The sequence below is a fragment of the Nocardiopsis sp. NPDC006139 genome (assembly GCF_040614155.1).
Taxonomy (GTDB): Bacteria; Actinomycetota; Actinomycetes; order Streptosporangiales; family Streptosporangiaceae; genus Nocardiopsis; species Nocardiopsis changdeensis.
In genome coordinates this window covers 231,699-246,791 of the sequence record NZ_JBEXTT010000006.1, presented here as the reverse complement: position 1 = coordinate 246,791, position 15,093 = coordinate 231,699, and the positions used below count along the sequence as shown (strand labels likewise).

At 74.4% G+C, this 15,093-nt stretch carries 15 protein-coding genes and 1 riboswitch; of the genes, 5 read left to right on the top strand and 10 right to left on the bottom strand.

Going from position 1 to position 15,093, the window contains the following annotated elements; translation table 11 throughout:
• Positions 1-5: 5 nt before the first annotated feature.
• The 3 genes from ABZ249_RS10395 to ABZ249_RS10385 form a co-directional block, all read right to left on the bottom strand.
• The gene (locus tag ABZ249_RS10395) at positions 6-539 is read right to left on the bottom strand and encodes a DinB family protein (RefSeq protein ID WP_355260068.1); all 534 of its coding nucleotides are present in this window, start codon (positions 537-539) and stop codon (positions 6-8) included.
• Positions 527-1,312, bottom strand: coding sequence for an SAM-dependent methyltransferase (locus ABZ249_RS10390; RefSeq protein ID WP_220562539.1), 786 nt, complete (start codon positions 1,310-1,312; stop codon positions 527-529). Before ABZ249_RS10390 ends, ABZ249_RS10395 begins: the two co-directional genes overlap by 13 nt.
• A gap of 227 nt (positions 1,313-1,539) precedes the next feature.
• Positions 1,540-2,874, bottom strand: a complete 1,335-nt coding sequence (locus ABZ249_RS10385; RefSeq protein ID WP_355260065.1) for an aminotransferase class V-fold PLP-dependent enzyme — start codon at positions 2,872-2,874, stop codon at positions 1,540-1,542.
• A gap of 56 nt (positions 2,875-2,930) precedes the next feature.
• Positions 2,931-3,045, bottom strand: a riboswitch (SAM riboswitch).
• Between the two features lie 238 nt (positions 3,046-3,283).
• On the opposite strand from ABZ249_RS10385, the gene ABZ249_RS10380 reads away from it, so the two are divergent.
• The 5 genes from ABZ249_RS10380 to ABZ249_RS10360 all read left to right on the top strand — a co-directional run bounded on the left by ABZ249_RS10380 (position 3,284) and on the right by ABZ249_RS10360 (position 7,242).
• Positions 3,284-3,640 carry a DUF3870 domain-containing protein gene (locus ABZ249_RS10380; protein WP_220565262.1) on the top strand — a complete coding sequence of 119 codons (357 nt, stop codon included), beginning with the start codon at positions 3,284-3,286 and terminating at the stop codon, positions 3,638-3,640.
• Between the two features lie 11 nt (positions 3,641-3,651).
• Positions 3,652-4,866, top strand: coding sequence for a CoA transferase (locus ABZ249_RS10375; RefSeq protein ID WP_355260062.1), 1,215 nt, complete (start codon positions 3,652-3,654; stop codon positions 4,864-4,866).
• Complete coding sequence (locus ABZ249_RS10370) at positions 4,863-6,050, top strand: acyl-CoA dehydrogenase family protein (protein ID WP_355260059.1); 1,188 nt, start codon at positions 4,863-4,865, stop codon at positions 6,048-6,050. Before ABZ249_RS10375 ends, ABZ249_RS10370 begins: the two co-directional genes overlap by 4 nt.
• A 67-nt stretch (positions 6,051-6,117) precedes the next feature.
• A complete protein-coding gene (locus tag ABZ249_RS10365; protein ID WP_220562543.1) occupies positions 6,118-6,585 on the top strand; it encodes a nitroreductase family deazaflavin-dependent oxidoreductase in 468 nt (155 codons plus the stop codon).
• Between the two features lie 78 nt (positions 6,586-6,663).
• A complete protein-coding gene (locus tag ABZ249_RS10360; RefSeq protein WP_355260056.1) occupies positions 6,664-7,242 on the top strand; it encodes a TetR/AcrR family transcriptional regulator in 579 nt (192 codons plus the stop codon).
• Between the two features lie 31 nt (positions 7,243-7,273).
• Here the strand turns inward: ABZ249_RS10360 and ABZ249_RS10355 are convergent, their stop codons facing one another.
• The 7 genes from ABZ249_RS10355 to ABZ249_RS10325 form a co-directional block, all read right to left on the bottom strand.
• Positions 7,274-9,451 (bottom strand): bifunctional (p)ppGpp synthetase/guanosine-3',5'-bis(diphosphate) 3'-pyrophosphohydrolase, encoded by a 2,178-nt coding sequence (locus ABZ249_RS10355; protein WP_355260269.1) that lies wholly within the window; start codon positions 9,449-9,451, stop codon positions 7,274-7,276.
• A gap of 462 nt (positions 9,452-9,913) precedes the next feature.
• A complete protein-coding gene (locus ABZ249_RS10350; RefSeq protein ID WP_355260053.1) occupies positions 9,914-10,468 on the bottom strand; it encodes an adenine phosphoribosyltransferase in 555 nt (184 codons plus the stop codon).
• 212 nt (positions 10,469-10,680) lie between these two features.
• The gene (yajC, locus tag ABZ249_RS10345) at positions 10,681-11,052 is read right to left on the bottom strand and encodes a preprotein translocase subunit YajC (RefSeq protein ID WP_220562546.1); all 372 of its coding nucleotides are present in this window, start codon (positions 11,050-11,052) and stop codon (positions 10,681-10,683) included.
• Between the two features lie 299 nt (positions 11,053-11,351).
• Positions 11,352-12,506, bottom strand: a complete 1,155-nt coding sequence (gene ruvB, locus ABZ249_RS10340; RefSeq protein WP_355260050.1) for a Holliday junction branch migration DNA helicase RuvB — start codon at positions 12,504-12,506, stop codon at positions 11,352-11,354.
• A gap of 11 nt (positions 12,507-12,517) precedes the next feature.
• Positions 12,518-13,135, bottom strand: a complete 618-nt coding sequence (gene ruvA, locus ABZ249_RS10335) for a Holliday junction branch migration protein RuvA (RefSeq protein ID WP_355260047.1) — start codon at positions 13,133-13,135, stop codon at positions 12,518-12,520.
• Between the two features lie 32 nt (positions 13,136-13,167).
• A complete protein-coding gene (ruvC, locus tag ABZ249_RS10330) occupies positions 13,168-13,722 on the bottom strand; it encodes a crossover junction endodeoxyribonuclease RuvC (RefSeq protein WP_220562549.1) in 555 nt (184 codons plus the stop codon).
• 137 nt (positions 13,723-13,859) lie between these two features.
• Positions 13,860-15,011 (bottom strand): acetyl-CoA hydrolase/transferase C-terminal domain-containing protein, encoded by a 1,152-nt coding sequence (locus ABZ249_RS10325; protein ID WP_355260044.1) that lies wholly within the window; start codon positions 15,009-15,011, stop codon positions 13,860-13,862.
• Positions 15,012-15,093 lie beyond the last annotated feature (82 nt).

Genomic DNA, 15,093 nt, shown 5'->3' with positions numbered 1-15,093 from the left:
CGGGGTCACCGTGGGCCCGCGCGGTAGAGGTCGCGGAGCAGGGAGATCTCGGCGCTGTGGTGGATGACCTCGCGCTGGACGTGCAGGACGAGGGCGACCATGGGGAAGTCGGACCACTCGGGGGACTCGGCGCCGCCGACCGGGGCGGCCAGTCCCTCCTCGTCCAGGGAGCGGACGTGGTCGGACCAGGAGAGGTACGCCAGGCGCAGGCGCTCGCGGGCGCCGTCGGCGGTGCCGGGCCATTCGACGCCGTGCAGGGCGCCGTGGCCGAAGTGGCGGTCGTCGCGCAGCTCCAGGACCTCGACGACGATGTGGCCCAGCCGCCAGGCGATGGTGGTGACCGGCGGCGGGTCGGGCTCGGGACTCGTCCGGTCGGGGCGGAAGCGGCCGTCGGGGCCGGGGCGCACGCCCCAGGCGCCGGGGGCGGGCTCCCAGTGGAACTCCGCGTCGGTGAGCCCCTCCAGCCGGGGCCACAGCGAGAAGTCCCAGTAGAACTGGAGCTGCGCCAGGATCTCGCCCGTCCAGTTCAGCGTCGCCATCGGTTCCCGCCCCCGCCCCGTGCGGGCGCGCGGCCGAGCGCGCCCAGGATCCCGCTGCCGCGGGCCGCCACGTCCTCGTCCGGATAGGGCCACCACACCAGGTCGGCGGCCCCGGGTTCGACGGGGTGGAAGGGGGCCAGGGCGCGCAGCAGCACCTGGTGGGGCGCGGTGGAGGCCAGGGCGAGGTGGCCGCCGCCGCGCAGCAGGCCGTACAGGTCGGCGATGCCCCCGGGCGGGGCGTCGGCGGGGAAGGGCCGGGTCATGAGAACGGCGACGGGCTCGTCGAGGTCGACGAGCCCGGAGGTGGCGAGGCGGTGCAGGGCGGCGGAGGGGCCGCCCTCGGAGGAGACCACGGCCCCGTCGGAGGAGGCGAGGGTCCCGGCGACCCCGGGCGGGGCGACGTGGACGACGCGGGCGCCGGGCCGGTGGGCGCGGACCATGGCGGCCAGGCCGGGCACCGGGCAGCCCCAGTCGACGAACTGGCCGGTCCCGGCGTCCGCGCACAGGTAGGCGGTCACCCGGTCCAGGAACGCGGTGTGGCGGCGGGCGGCCTCGTCGGGCTCCGGGCTCGGGCGCGGGGGCCTGCCGCGCAGGTCGACGACGCCGGATCCGCGGGCGGGTCGGCGCACCGGCTCGCGGTGGGCGCCCCTGAGCGGTCCCGCCTCGTTGCCTCGGACGTCCGTCACGATCACGCTCCCCCAGCCGGTCCGCTCGTGGGAGGCCGGCGCGCCGTCGGCAGGACCGGTCGGGTCCGCGGCACCGCGCCATGCCATCAGGGCCTGATGCTACCCCTTGGGAAAGTGATTCCCGGCACACCCCTGTGTGTTATGTGCCCTATTTCGTCGTTTGTTGCGCCTTGTGACCCCAGGGATTCCGAGGCGTAGGTCCTGAAAGGCACATCGGGGGCGCCGCCCGCGGGCGGCGCCCCCGATCGGAGACCTCCCGTCCCGGGGGCGGCGGGAGGGCCGCCCCGCCGCAGGGGGCCCGGCGGGGCGGGGCGTCAGCGGGGGTCGGGCACCGGGACCAGGCGTCCGTCCGCGTCCGCGTACTCCCAGCGCGGGCCGTGCTCGACCAGGTCGGCGACCGCGCCGACGAGCCGGTCCACGTGCTCCCGCGTGGTGCCGACGCCCAGGCTGGCCCGGACCGCCTGGCCGTGGCCCGCGGGCAGCAGGTGGCGGGTCAGCGGGTGGGCGCAGAAGAGGCCGTCGCGGACGCCGATGCCGTACTCGGCCGACAGCGCCGCCGCGAGCAGGTCGGCGGGGATCCCGTCCACGACGAACGACACGATGCCCACCCGCGGGTGGTCCTCGTCCCACAGGGACAGCTCGTGCACGCCGTCGATCCCGGCCAGTCCCGCGCGCAGCCGCTCCACCAGCGAGGTCTCGTGGATGTGCAGCAGTTCCTGCACGCGGGGGGTGAGGGTGTCGCAGGCCGCGGCCAGGGCGACCGCTCCCAGCACGTTGGGGCTGCCCGCCTCGTGCCGGGCCGGCAGGTCGTTCCACACCACGTCGTCCTCGGTGACCAGCCGTGTGGCGCCGCCGCCGGACAGGTAGGGCGCGGCCTCGCGCAGCCAGTCGGCGCGCCCGGCCAGCACGCCCGACCCGAACGGGGCGTAGAGCTTGTGGGCGGACAGGGCCACGTAGTCGGCGCCGGTGGCCGACAGGCTGAACGGCAGGTGCGGGGCGTACTGCGCGGCGTCCACCACCACACGGGCGCCCTCGGCGTGGGCGGCCGCCACCAGCTCCTCGACCGGCCAGATCTCGCCGGTGACGTTGGAGGCGGCGGTGACGCAGAGCAGGCGCGGCCCCCGCGGGGCGGCGGCCAGTGCGGCGCGGGCGGCGTCGACCGCCGCCCGCGGGGACTCCGGCAGCGGCAGGCGCACGACCGACCCGGCGCGGGAGGCCGGGTGCTCCCAGGGCAGCAGGCTCGCGTGGTGCTCGGACTCGAACACGACCACCGTGCAGCCCTGCGGCACCGCGCGGGCCAGCAGGTTGAGGGCGTCGGTGGTGCCGCGCACGAAGACCACCGCGTCGGCGGGCTCGGCGCGCACCCCCAGGAAGCGGGCCACCGAGCGGCGGGCCCGCTCGTAGGCCTCGGTGCTGACCCGGGAGTGGTGGCCGGCGCCGCGGTGCACGCTGGCGTAGTAGGGCAGGGCCGCCGCCAGGGCCTCGGCGACCGGGGTCAGACAGGGGGCGCTGGCCGCGTAGTCCAGGTTGGCGTACTCGACGCGCTCGCCGGAGACCAGGGGGACACCCTCATCGGCGGTGACGATCGTGCACCGGCCCAGGTCGGGCTGGGCGGAGCGGGCGGAGCCGATGGGAGTGACGACGGTCATGGCACACCTCTTCTGCGGGTCGTGGGACCCACGGGTGCCGGTGGGGCAGCGCCAAGGGTCCGCGCTTGTCCGACACGGTCGTGTCGGGACCTGGTCCTCACCCGGGGCACCCCACCGCGGAAGGAGGGTTGCCGACCAGCGAGCCGGGGCTTCGCGCTGGTACTCGTGACCTGCGACGCAGGTTAACACAGCGCTCGCGGAACGCAACAGGGCGGTCCGGCTGTGGCCCGGGACACCCTTTCGCGCCTCCCCGCTCGACAGCCGGGGAACGGGCGCGCCATACTGGTCCGCATCTGCCCTCACGTCGCGGGTGTCCGGTTCCCCCCGGACGCCTCCCAGGCGCGAGACTCCAGAGCATCGGAGTTTTCGCATGCCCGCGATCGAAGAGGTGACGTACGTGCACGACCGTATGCAGCAGGTCTTCCGCAATCCCCGGGTCGTCCTGATCTCCGGCTACGCCCGCCTGCCCGACTCCGTGGCCAGCCATTCGCAGTACCAGCGCCTGGGCGTCGTCCTGGCGGTGGACACCGCCGACGGCCGGATCGTCGCCGCCGACACCACGCTCCTGACCGACCTGGCCAAGGACTTCTTCCGGGCCCTGGTCGAGGGCGAGTCGGTCACCGAGGACATCGCCGAACTGGTGCGCCGGGTGCAGACCCGCTACGCGGGCCAGTCCGGGGCCGCCCTCACCACCGCGCTGCGCCGCTGCCTGGAGAGCTACTACCAGCTCAGGGACGACCACCAGTTGCCGAGCGGCGAGGAGTGAACCCGTTGTCCGTGCCTCAACCCCTGCCCCTGACCGGGGTGCGCGTCGCCGACCTGTCCCGGGTCCTGGCCGGCCCCTACGCCACCATGCTCCTGGCCGACATGGGGGCCGAGGTGATCAAGGTGGAGCAGCCCGGCCGGGGCGACGACACCCGCGCCTGGGGCCCGCCCTGGGCGGGCGGGGAGGCCGCCTACTTCCTGTCGGTGAACCGCAACAAGCGCAGCCTGGCCGTCGACCTGAAGGACCCCGACGGGCGGGCCGCCGTCCAGGAGCTGTGCGCGGGCGCCGACGTGGTGGTGCAGAACTTCCGCCCCGGCGTCATCGACCGCCTGGGCCTGGGCTACGCCGACGTCAGCGCCCGCAACCCGGCGGTCGTGTACTGCTCGGTGAGCGGGTTCGGGCCCGAGCACGAGCCCGCGGGCCGCCCCGGGTTCGACATCGTGGTGCAGGCCGAGAGCGGCCTGATGGGGACCACGGGCCCCGCCGAGGGCCCGGCCAGCAAGGTCGGGGTGGCCCTCACCGACGTGCTCACCGGGCTCAACGCCGCGGTGGGCATCCTGGGCGCCCTGATGCGGGCCCGCGCCACCGGCCGGGGCGAGGAGGTCAGCGCGTCCCTGATCAACTCCACCCTGTCCGGACTGGTCAACCTCACCCAGCAGGCGCTGGTGACCGGGGCCGAGCCCGCCCGGGTCGGCAACGCGCACACCACGATCGTCCCCTACCAGGCGTTCCCCACCGCCGACGCCGACCTCGTCATCGCCGCCGGCAACGACGCGCTCTACCTGCGCATGTGCGAGGCGCTGGAGCGGCCCGACCTGGCCGCGGACCCCCGTTACGCCACCAACCCGGGCCGGGTGGAGCACCGCGGGGAGCTGGTCGGGGAGATCAGCGCGACCCTGCGCTCCCGGTCCGCCGACCACTGGGCCGAGCGCCTGCTGGCGGCGGGCGTGCCCGTGGGCCGGGTCCGCGGGGTGCTGGACGCGCTGCGTACCGCCGACGCCCGCGGCGACGACGTGCTGCGCACCGTCGACCACCCCACCGCCGGCCTCCTGGAGCAGGTCCGCGCCGGGTTCCGGCTGGAGAACACGCCTCCCCCGCTGACCGCGCCGCCCCTGCTGGGGCAGCACTCCCGGGAGATCCTCACCGAACTGGGCCTGGCCGCGGACCTGATCGACGCGATGGTCGAACGCGGCGCCGTCCAACAGCACCCGAAAGGAAACCCATGAGCGACCGCAAGGCACCCGCCCCGGACCCCCGCGACTTCCTGGCCGTGGACGCCGGACTGGACGACACCGAGCGCGACGTGCGCGACGCGGTCCGGGCGTTCGCCGCCCGCGAGCTGCTGCCCCACGTGGCGGACTGGTTCGAGGCCGGCACCCTGCCCGACCCGCGCGGCCTGGCCAAGGCGTTCGGCGACCTGGGCGTGCTCGGCATGCACCTGGAGGGGTACGGCTGCGGCGGCTCCAGCGCCGTCGCCTACGGCGTGGCCTGCCGCGAGCTGGAGGCGGTGGACTCGGGGCTGCGCAGCTTCGTGTCCGTGCAGGGCTCCCTCGCCATGGCCGCGATCCACAAGTACGGCTCCGAGGAGCAGAAGGAGCACTGGCTGCCCCGCATGGCCGCGGGCGAGGCCATCGGCTGCTTCGGCCTGACCGAGCCCGACTCCGGCTCCGACCCGGGCTCGATGCGCACGCGCGCCCGCCGGGACGGCTCCGACTGGGTGCTCGACGGCACCAAGATGTGGATCACCAACGGGTCCGTCGCCGATGTCGCCGTGGTGTGGGCCGCCACCGACGAGGGCATCCGCGGGTTCGCGGTGCCCACCGACACCCCCGGGTTCACCGCCAACGTCGTCCACAGGAAGCTGTCGCTGCGCGCCTCCATCACCTCCGAGCTGGTGCTGGAGGGGGTCCGGCTGCCCGCCGACGCGGTCCTGCCGGGCTCGCGCGGGCTGGGCTCCCCGCTGTCCTGCCTCAACGAGGCCCGCTACGGGATCGTGTGGGGCGCGGCGGGCGCGGCCCGCGCCTGCTACGAGGCGGCGCTGGAGTACGCGGGCACCCGCGAGCAGTTCGGCAGGCCGATCGCCGGCTTCCAGCTGACTCAGCGCAAGCTCGCCGACATGGTCGTGGACGTCGGCCACGCCGATCTGACCGCCCTCCAGATCGGGCGGCTCAAGGACCGGGGGCTGGCCCACCACAACCACGTCAGCTTCGGCAAGTTCGCCAACGTCGCCGCGGCCCAGCGGGTGGCCGCGGCGGCCCGGTCGGTGCACGGGGCCAACGGGATCACGCTGGAGTACCCGGTGATGCGGCACATGGTGAACCTGGAGACGGTGGCCACCTACGAGGGCACCGAGGAGATCCACGCGCTGAGCATCGGACAGGCGGTGACCGGCATCTCGGCCTTCCGGTGACCTCCGGCCTGCCGTTCCCCCCGGGCAACCACCACAATGGGGGGCAAGCGATCGAGGGAGTAGCCAGATGGTGGACGAACCGGCGAAGCGGTTCGAGATGACGCGCGGCCGACGGGTGCTCAACGCGGCGCTCGGCGGCTTCGTCAAGTACGGGGTGTGCCCGCCCGACACGTACCTGCTCACGACGCGGGGGCGCAGGACGGGCTTCCTGCGCACCGTCCCGATCAACCTCGTGGACAACAACGAGGGCCGGTTCCTGGTCGCCCCCTACGGGGAGGTCGACTGGGTGCGCAACATCCGCGCGGACGGGTTCGCGACGCTGCGCAAGGGCGGCTGGATCGAGCTGGTCAGCGTGCGCGAACTGGACGCCGCGGAGGCGGCCCCGGTGCTGCGCGAGTACGTGGACCACCCCCGCGCACTGGTGGTGGCACCGTACTTCGAGGCCCCGCCGGACGCGCCGGCCGAGGCCTTCGAGGCGGAGGCGCACCGGCACCCGGTGTTCCAGATCGTGCGGTCCACGACGATCCGCATCTGAGGTGCGGCCCCGGCCCCTCGCGGGCCGGGGCCGCCGTTCGGATTGACACCGGACGTTCATGAGTGTGTACTCACTTACATGAGCGTTACCGAAGCGGGCCGTTCCACGGCCGAGGCGCGCAGGGCGGCGATCCTGCGGCACGCGGTGCCCGTCTTCGCCCGGAGCGGCTACCACGCCACCCCGGTGACGGAGATCGCCGACGCGGCCGGGATCTCGCAGGCCTACGTCTTCCGGCTGTTCGGCAGCAAGCTGGGCCTGTTCACGGCCACGCTGGACCGCTGCTTCGGGCTCATCGAACAGGCCCTGCGCGAGGGCGCGGAGAAGGCGCCCGGCGCCCCCGCGGCCCAGGTCCTGGCCGCGATGGGCGACTCCTACGCGGAGCTGATCGCCGACCGCGACCTGCTCATGCTCCAGGTGCACGCCCAGAGCGCGGCCGACGTCCCCGAGGTCCGGGAGTGCATGCGGCGCGGGTACGCCTCGACGGTCACCCTGGTGCACGAGCTGTCCGGCGGCACCCGGGAGCAGGTCCGGTACTTCATGGCCATGGGCCTGATGTGCCACCTGATCACCGCCCTGGACCTGGACGGGGTCGACGAGCCCTGGGCCCTGACCCTGACGAGCGGCATGACCGTCCACGGGCGGCGCGCCGACGGGTGAGGGCGGACGCCCGCGGCGCCCGCCCGGGCGGTCAGTTGCGGACGCGGTACACGTCGTAGACGCCGTCCACGTTGCGCACCGCGCGCAGCACGCTGCCCAGGTGGGCGGGGTCGGCCATCTCGAACGTGAACCGGCTCTGGGCGACCCGGTCCCGGCTGGTCTGCACCGTCGCCGACAGGATGTTGACGTGCTGGTCCGAGAGCACCCGGGTGATGTCCGACAGCAGCCGGGCCCGGTCCAGCGCCTCCACCTGGAGGGCCACCAGGAACAGCGAGTCCTCCGTCGGCGACCAGTCCACCCGCACCTTGCGCTCGGGGTCCAGGGTCGCGATGTTCACGCAGTCGGCGCGGTGCACCGACACCCCGTTGCCGCGGGTCACGAAGCCGACGATGTCGTCCCCGGGCACCGGCGTGCAGCACTTGGACAGGCGCGCCCACACGTCGGCGTCGCCCTCCACGACCACGCCCGGGTTGCCGGGCTGGCGCTGGCGGGGCGCCTTGGCGGGCAGCGCCGGCTCGGCGATGTCCTCGGGGTGGTCGTCGGCCAGGCCCATGGAGTCGACCAGCTTGGCGACCACGTTCTGGGCGCTGACCTGCCGCTCCCCCACCGCCGCGTACAGGGCGTCCACGTCGGGATAGCGCAGCTCGTCGGCCAGGGCGACGATGGACTCCCCGCTGAACAGGCGCTTGACCGGGAGCTCCTGCTTGCGCATGACCTTCGCGATCTCCTCCTTGCCCTGCTCGATCGCGGCCTCGCGGCGCTCCTTGGTGAACCAGTGCCGGATCTTGTTGCGGGCGCGGGCGCTCTTGACGAAGTCGAGCCAGTCGCGGTTCGGCCCGGCGTCGGGGTCCTTGGAGGTGATGATCTCGACGGTCTCGCCGTTGTGCAGCTCGGTCTCCAGCGACACCAGGCGGCCGTTGACCCGGGCGCCCACCGTGCGGTGGCCGACCTCGGTGTGCACGGCGTAGGCGAAGTCGACCGCGGTGGCGCCCTGCGGCAGCGAGATGACGTCGCCCTGCGGGGTGAAGACGAACACCTCCTGCACCGACAGGTCGAAGCGCAGCGACTCCAGGAACTCGCCGGGGTCCTTGGTCTCCTGCTGCCAGTCGATGAGCTGGCGCAGCCACGCCATGTCGGAGCCGCCCTTGGGCGTGGCCGCGGTCCCGCCGCTGTTGCGGTCCTCCTTGTACTTCCAGTGGGCGGCGATGCCGTACTCGGCGCGCCGGTGCATGGCGCGGGTGCGGATCTGCAGCTCCACCGGGTTGCCCGAGGGTCCGATGACCGTCGTGTGCAGCGACTGGTACATGTTGAACTTGGGCATGGCGATGTAGTCCTTGAACCGCCCGGGCACGGGGTTCCACCTGGCGTGGATGGTCCCCAGGGCCGCATAGCAGTCGCGGACGCTGTCCACCAGCACCCGCACGGCGATGAGGTCGTAGATCTCGTCGAAGCCGACGTTGCGGGCGATCATCTTCTGGTAGATCGAGTAGTAGTGCTTGGGCCGCCCCTTGACGGTGGCCTTGATCTTGGACTCGCGCAGGTCGCCGGAGACCGCCTCGATGACCTCCTGGAGGTACACGTCGCGGCGGGGGGCGCGCTCGGACACCAGGCGGGCGATCTCGTCGAACCGCTTGGGGTAGAGGGTGGCGAACGCCAGGTCCTCCAGCTCCCACTTGATGGTGTTCATGCCCAGGCGGTGGGCGAGGGGGGCGAAGATCTCCAGGGTCTCGCGGGCCTTCTTCTCTCGTTTGGCGACCGAGGGCAGGTAGCGCAGGGTGCGCATGTTGTGCAGCCGGTCGCAGAGCTTGATGACCAGCACGCGGATGTCGCGGGCCATGGCCACGACCATCTTGCGGACGGTCTCGGCCTGGGTGGCCTCGCCGTACTTGACCTTGTCGAGCTTGGTGACGCCGTCGACCAGCTCGGCGATCTCGTCGCCGAAGTCCGCGCGCAGCTCGCCGAGCGTGTACCCGGTGTCCTCGACGGTGTCGTGCAGCAGGGCGGCGGCCAGGGTGGCCTCCTGCATGCCGAGTTCGGCGAGGATGGTGGCGACGGCGAGCGGGTGGGTGATGTAGGGGTCGCCGCTCTTGCGTTTCTGGTCCCGGTGGTGGTGGGCGGCCACTTCGTAGGCGCGCTCGATGAGCCGCACGTCCACCTTGGGGTGGGTGGCGCGCACGGTCTTGATCAGTGGTTCCAGCACCGGGTTCATCGTCACTCCCCGCTGGGCGCCGAGTCGGGCGAGTCTCCTGCGGACCCGCACGGTGGAGGGCGTGGATGCGGTGGAGGGCGCCGCCGTGGCGGCGCCCTCCTGGCGGTCGTCGGTCGTGGGGGCGTTCCCGTCGGTCCCGGGGCGGGCGGCGTCCTGTCGCGTCCCGTTCCCGGTTACCTCCCCGGTCGGGACCACTTCGCCTGGCATGCCTACCTCCCGCGGTTCCGCCCGGATCGTACGGGCGGTCGGCGTCGCCCGGCTTCTCCGGTGCACGTGCGTATCTTCAGGTCCGGTCGCCGATCACGGCCGCGGTGCCGCTCCCCGTCCAGTCTAGTGTCCCCCGCCCGCCTCCCACCGGCGCTGACGCGCGGCGACGCGGTCGGCGGCCGCGGGCTCAGGGGGCCTCCGGTACGCCGGATCCCGGTACGCCGGACGTCGGGTCGGCGGGTGCGGGCGGGTCTCTCAGACCGAGAGGAGGGCGTGCGGCTCCACGTCGGACAGCCTCTCGCGCCCCCCGAGAGCCGTGAGCTCCATCAGGACGGAGAATCCCACGACCGTACCACCCGCCTTGCGGACCAGGTCCACCGCGGCCCGCCCGGTGCCCCCGGTGGCCAGCACGTCGTCGACGATGAGCACCCGGGAGCCCTCGGTGACCGCGTCGGCGTGGATCTCCACGGTCGCGGTCCCGTACTCCAGATCATAGGGCTGCTCGATCACGGCCGCGGGCAGTTTCCCGGCTTTGCGCGCGGGGACGAACCCGGCGCCGAGCGCCAGGGCCACCGGGGCGCCGAAGATGAATCCGCGGGCCTCCAGACCGACCACGTGGTCCACGCCGGCGTCCCGGAAGGGCTCGGCGAGGCCGGCGACGGTGGCGGCCAGCGCCGCGGGGTCGTTGAGCAGCGGCGTGATGTCCTTGAACAGGATGCCGGGCTTGGGGAAGTCCGGGATGTCGCGGATGCGGCCCAGGAGCAGGTCCGGGGCGGCGGCGGTGTCCGCGGGGGTGTCGTCGTGGGCCATGGTGCGGTGTGGACCTTACTGGTGTTCCGGGGTGGCTGTCGTTGCGGCACGTCCGTGCCGTGCGGTGCCGGCGCTCCTGCGGGGGCGGCCGCTGGGGCGGCCGCACACGGCGGTACCGGCCCCGGTGGGGGCCGGTACCGGAGGATCCGCGCGTCGGCGCGCCGGGCCGCCGACCCCGGGGCGGTATCGCCACGGGGCGCGTGCGGCGGCCGTCAGTTGTTGGGCTTGGGGTCGTCGTCGCCGAAGTCGGGGCGGTCCTCGACCGGCGTGTCGTCGGCCTGCGGGGTGAGGATCTCACCGATGCCCGGCTTGAGCATGCGGATCCGGGTGCCCGGCGAGATCTCGAGGATCACGTCGTTGTCCTGGACCTCGACGACGGTGCCGTAGATACCCGCCTTGGTCATGACCTCGACCCCGGGGACGAGGGCGCTCTGCATCTGCGCCTCCTGCTGGCGCCGCTTCTGGTTGGGCCGCCAGATGAGCAGCCAGAACACCAGGAGGATGAGGGCGATCATGGGGAGCGAGGAGAGGATTCCTCCGCCCGCGGGCGCGGCTCCGTCGGCGAGTTGGTAAAGGCCCTGCACGGGGCGTCCTTCCTGAAGTCTTCGTCTGTGGCCGGCGGCGCGGTCGACGCGGCGGCCACCCTGTTCGTGCCGGTCGGACGTGTTCGGCCCGCACGGCACCCGGTGGCTACAACGTTCCGGGCGGCCGATGCGTTCCTTCGGTGCCGGAACGCACTCTCCGGACCGGGGTGTCACCCCGTATCTCCGTCGGTCCGTCACAGCTTACGTGTCGCCGGTCACCGTTCCCCAACCGGCGCGGATCGGAGTGTTAACGGTCGCACCCCGCCTCCGGAGGCGGCCGCGACCCGCGCCGGGGCGGTTCAGGGGGTGCCCGAGGACCCGTTGCCGTTGGTTCCGTTGGCACCGCCGGAACCCGTGGTGCCGCCGCCCTGGGCCGCGGCGGCCGCGCCGAAGGCGGCGTCCGGCGGGGGTGTGAGCCCCAGGTGGGCCCAGGCGAGCGGAGTGGCGACCCGGCCGCGCGGGGTGCGGGCCAGGAACCCGGAGCGGACCAGGAACGGCTCGGCGACCACCTCCACGGTCTCGGCCTCCTCCCCCACCGACACGGCCAGGGTGGACAGGCCCACCGGGCCGCCGCGGAAGCGGCGGAGCAGCACGTCGAGGATGGCGCGGTCGAGGCGGTCCAGGCCCAGGGCGTCCACCTCGTACAGCTCCAGGGTGGCGCGGGCGGTGTCCAGGGACATGATCCCGTCGCCGCGCACCTCGGCGTAGTCGCGGACCCGGCGCAGCAGCCGGTTGGCGATGCGGGGCGTGCCGCGCGAGCGCCCGGCGATCTCGCGGGCGGCGTCCTCGGCCAGCGGGACGCCGAGCAGCCCGGCCGAGCGGTGCAGGATGCGCTCCAGCTCCTCGGCCGAGTAGAAGTCCATGTGGGCGGTGAACCCGAACCGGTCGCGCAGCGGGGCGGGCAGCATCCCGGCCCGGGTGGTGGCGCCGACCAGGGTGAAGGGGGCGATCTCCAGGGGGATGGCGGTGGCGCCGGGTCCCTTGCCCACGACCACGTCGACCCGGAAGTCCTCCATGGCGACGTAGAGCATCTCCTCGGCGGGGCGGGCCATCCGGTGGATCTCGTCCAGGAACAGCACCTCGCCCTCCTGGAGGGTGGACAGCACCGCGGCCAGGTCGCCGGAGCGCTCGATGGCGGGGCCGGAGGTGATGCGCAGGGGGGAGCCCAGCTCGGCGGCGATGATCATGGCCAGGGTGGTCTTGCCCAGGCCCGGGCCGCCGGACATGAGGATGTGGTCGGGGGCGCGGTTGCGCTTGCGGGCGCTGTCCAGGACCAGGGAGAGCTGTTCGCGCACCCGTTCCTGGCCGACGAACTCGTCGAGCGCGCGCGGCCGCAGGGCGCCCTCCAGCCGGCGCTCGTCGGCTCCGGCCTCGGAGGAGACGGCCTCCCGGGCGTACGGCCCGGGGAGGTCCCGGTCCGCCGGTCCCGTCGGTCGGTCGTGGTCGTCGTACACGGTGGGCCCTCCTAGGCGCGGCTGAGGGTGCGCAGGGCGCTGCGCAGCAGGACGGCGACGTCGGCGGTCTCCTCGGCCTGGGGCGCGACGGCGGCGGCCGCGGCCTCGGCGTCCTTGGCGGACCAGCCCAGGTTGACCAGGCCGGAGACCACCTGGGTGCGCCAGGCGCCGTTGGGCCCGGCCCCGGCGCCGTCCGGGACCGGCGGCAGGGTGCCGTCGGTGAAGACGGGCGGGTCGATCTTCCCGCGCAGCTCCAGGACGATGCGCTGGGCGCCCTTCTTGCCGATGCCCGGGACCCGGGTCAGGGCGTTGGTGTCCTCGGTGGCCACGGCGTGGCGCAGGGAGTCGGGGCTGTGCACCGAGAGCATGGCCAGGGCCAGCCGGGGGCCGACCCCGGAGGCGGTCTGGAGCTGCTCGAACAGGTGCTTCTCGTCGTCGTCGGCGAATCCGAAGAGGGTGAGGGAGTCCTCGCGCACGACGAGGCTGGTGGCGACGGTGCCGGTCTCCCCCACGTGCAGGCGGGACAGGGCGCTCGGGGTGCACTGCACGGACATGCCGACCCCGCCGACGTCGATGACGGCGCTGCCGGCGCCGCGTGCGGCCACCCGGCCGGTGAGGAACGCGATCATGTCATGGGGGCACCGGGTGCCCTTCTCCTTCCCTAGGGGCGGGCGCCGCGGGCGCGGCGGGCCAGTTCGACCTTGCGGGCGAAGTCCTGCTGTGCCTGGGCCACCCGGGCCTGGGCGCCGCCGCGCCAGATGTGGCAGATGGCCAGGGCGACCGCGTCGGCCGCGTCGGCGGGGCGGGGCGGGCCGTCGAGTCCGAGGATACGCGCGACCATGGTGCCGACCTGCGCCTTGTCCGCGCGGCCGCTGCCGGTGATGGCGGCCTTGGCCTCGCTGGGGGTGTGCAGGGCGACGGGCAGGCCGCGGCGGGCGGCGCAGACCAGGGCGATGCCGCTGGCCTGGGCGGTGCCCATGACGGTGCTGAGGTTGTGCTGGGCGAAGACCCGCTCGACGGCGACGGCGTCGGGGCGGACCTCGTCGAGCCAGCGCTCGATGCCGCGCTCGACGCCCAGCAGGCGCTGGGGCAGGTCCTCGTCGGGGGAGGTGCGGATGGCGTCGGCGCCGATGAGGCTCAGGGGGCGGCCGATGGCGCCCTCGACGGCGCCGACGCCGCACCGGGTGAGCCCCGGGTCGATTCCCAGCACGCGCACGCGCCCCACACCTTTCTCGAACGTTCGTTCGCACCATGCTAATGCCGCGGGACGACAGGAGTCCCGCGCCCGGCCCGGCGTGTCTCGGGGGCCGTGCCGGTCGAGCGTACCGGGGCCCGGGGACGGGGCGGGGGCGTTCAGGCGCGGCCGGTCCCCCACAGGTCGGCCAGGGCGGCGCGGCGCTCGGCCCGGGAGAGGCCGCGCAGGTCGGCGACGCCGCGCTCGGTGACCACGACCTCCACGTCCTGGGAGGGGGTGGTGACCGGCCGGGAGAGGCGTTCGACCAGGGTGGAACGGCCGCGGTGGCGGGTGGGGACGGCGATGACGCTGAGCCCGCCGACGGAGCGGGTGGCGGCCGCGGCGTAGTCGGAGTGGCCGCCGATGCCGCCGAGCACGCCCCGGGCGGTGCCCTCGACGTTGACCTGGCCGTCGTGGTCGATCTCCACCGCGGTGTTGACGGCGACGAAGGGGTCGGCGGACAGGCGGCCGGGGGCCAGGACGTGTTCCACGGAGTGCAGCAGGGGGCGGCCGTCGGCCCAGGCGTGCAGGCGCGGGCCGCCGACGAGGTACATGCCCACGGGGTCGCCCAGCAGCAGGCCGCGCTCGTCGAGGTCGACGGCGGCCTCGGGCAGCGGCCCGGAGTCGATGCGCACGGGGACCCGCAGCTCGGCGGCCAGGGCGGCGGGCACGGGGCCGAAGCCGAGCTGGAGGCGGGCGCCGGCGGGGATGAGGGGCGCCAGGTGGCGGGCGATGGCGGCCTGGTCGGGGCCGGTGGGCGAGGGGCGCAGGGTCCCGGCGGTGCGGTCGCTCTCCCCGATGACGACGACGCGGTCGGCGGGCAGCGGCGGCCCGGCGTCGGCGCGGGGCAGGTTCGGCGAGACCACCCCGGCGACCAGGGCGCCCGCCTCGACGGCGGTGCGCAGCCAGCCGGCCTCGCTGCCGAAGGCGTACCCGCCGGGCACCGGGACCACCGAGGCGACGAGCAGGTCGGGACGCCACAGGCCGTGCAGCAGGGCGGGGACGGCGGACATGCGCACCGGCGGGTGGGCGATGAGGCCGCGGTCGACGTGGTCGCGCAGGCCCCAGCCGGGCATGACGGTGCGGGCGTCGGCGAACGCGGCGGGGTCGAGCCCGGGGTCGGCCTCGGGGACCCAGCCCAGGACGAGGCGGACGCCGCCGGCGCGCGCGGCGGCCGCGCACAGGTCGGCGGTGACGCTCCGCGGGGCGCCGAACCCGTCGCCCAGGGCGACGGTCGCGCCCGGTCCCACCAGGTCCGCCAGGCTCTCCACGCTCTCCCCTTCCGCCGGACCGACCGTACCGGACCGGGCGGCCCGGCCGGGAAAAGGGGGTGGACTCCGCGGCGGGGGCCGT

Bases quoted from the DNA above. Each gene is read 5' to 3' on its own strand.
- ABZ249_RS10380 (WP_220565262.1), top strand. From the start codon at position 3,284: ATGCAGCAGGTCTTCCGCAATCCCCGGGTCGTCCTGATCTCCGGCTAC.
- ABZ249_RS10350 (WP_355260053.1), bottom strand. From the start codon at position 10,468: ATGGCCCACGACGACACCCCCGCGGACACCGCCGCCGCCCCGGACCTG.
- ABZ249_RS10395 (WP_355260068.1), bottom strand. From the start codon at position 539: ATGGCGACGCTGAACTGGACGGGCGAGATCCTGGCGCAGCTCCAGTTC.
- ABZ249_RS10370 (WP_355260059.1), top strand. From the start codon at position 4,863: ATGAGCGACCGCAAGGCACCCGCCCCGGACCCCCGCGACTTCCTGGCC.
- ruvA (WP_355260047.1), bottom strand. From the start codon at position 13,135: ATGATCGCGTTCCTCACCGGCCGGGTGGCCGCACGCGGCGCCGGCAGC.
- ABZ249_RS10390 (WP_220562539.1), bottom strand. From the start codon at position 1,312: ATGGCATGGCGCGGTGCCGCGGACCCGACCGGTCCTGCCGACGGCGCG.
- ABZ249_RS10385 (WP_355260065.1), bottom strand. From the start codon at position 2,874: ATGACCGTCGTCACTCCCATCGGCTCCGCCCGCTCCGCCCAGCCCGAC.
- ABZ249_RS10355 (WP_355260269.1), bottom strand. From the start codon at position 9,451: ATGAACCCGGTGCTGGAACCACTGATCAAGACCGTGCGCGCCACCCAC.
- ABZ249_RS10360 (WP_355260056.1), top strand. From the start codon at position 6,664: ATGAGCGTTACCGAAGCGGGCCGTTCCACGGCCGAGGCGCGCAGGGCG.
- ABZ249_RS10365 (WP_220562543.1), top strand. From the start codon at position 6,118: ATGGTGGACGAACCGGCGAAGCGGTTCGAGATGACGCGCGGCCGACGG.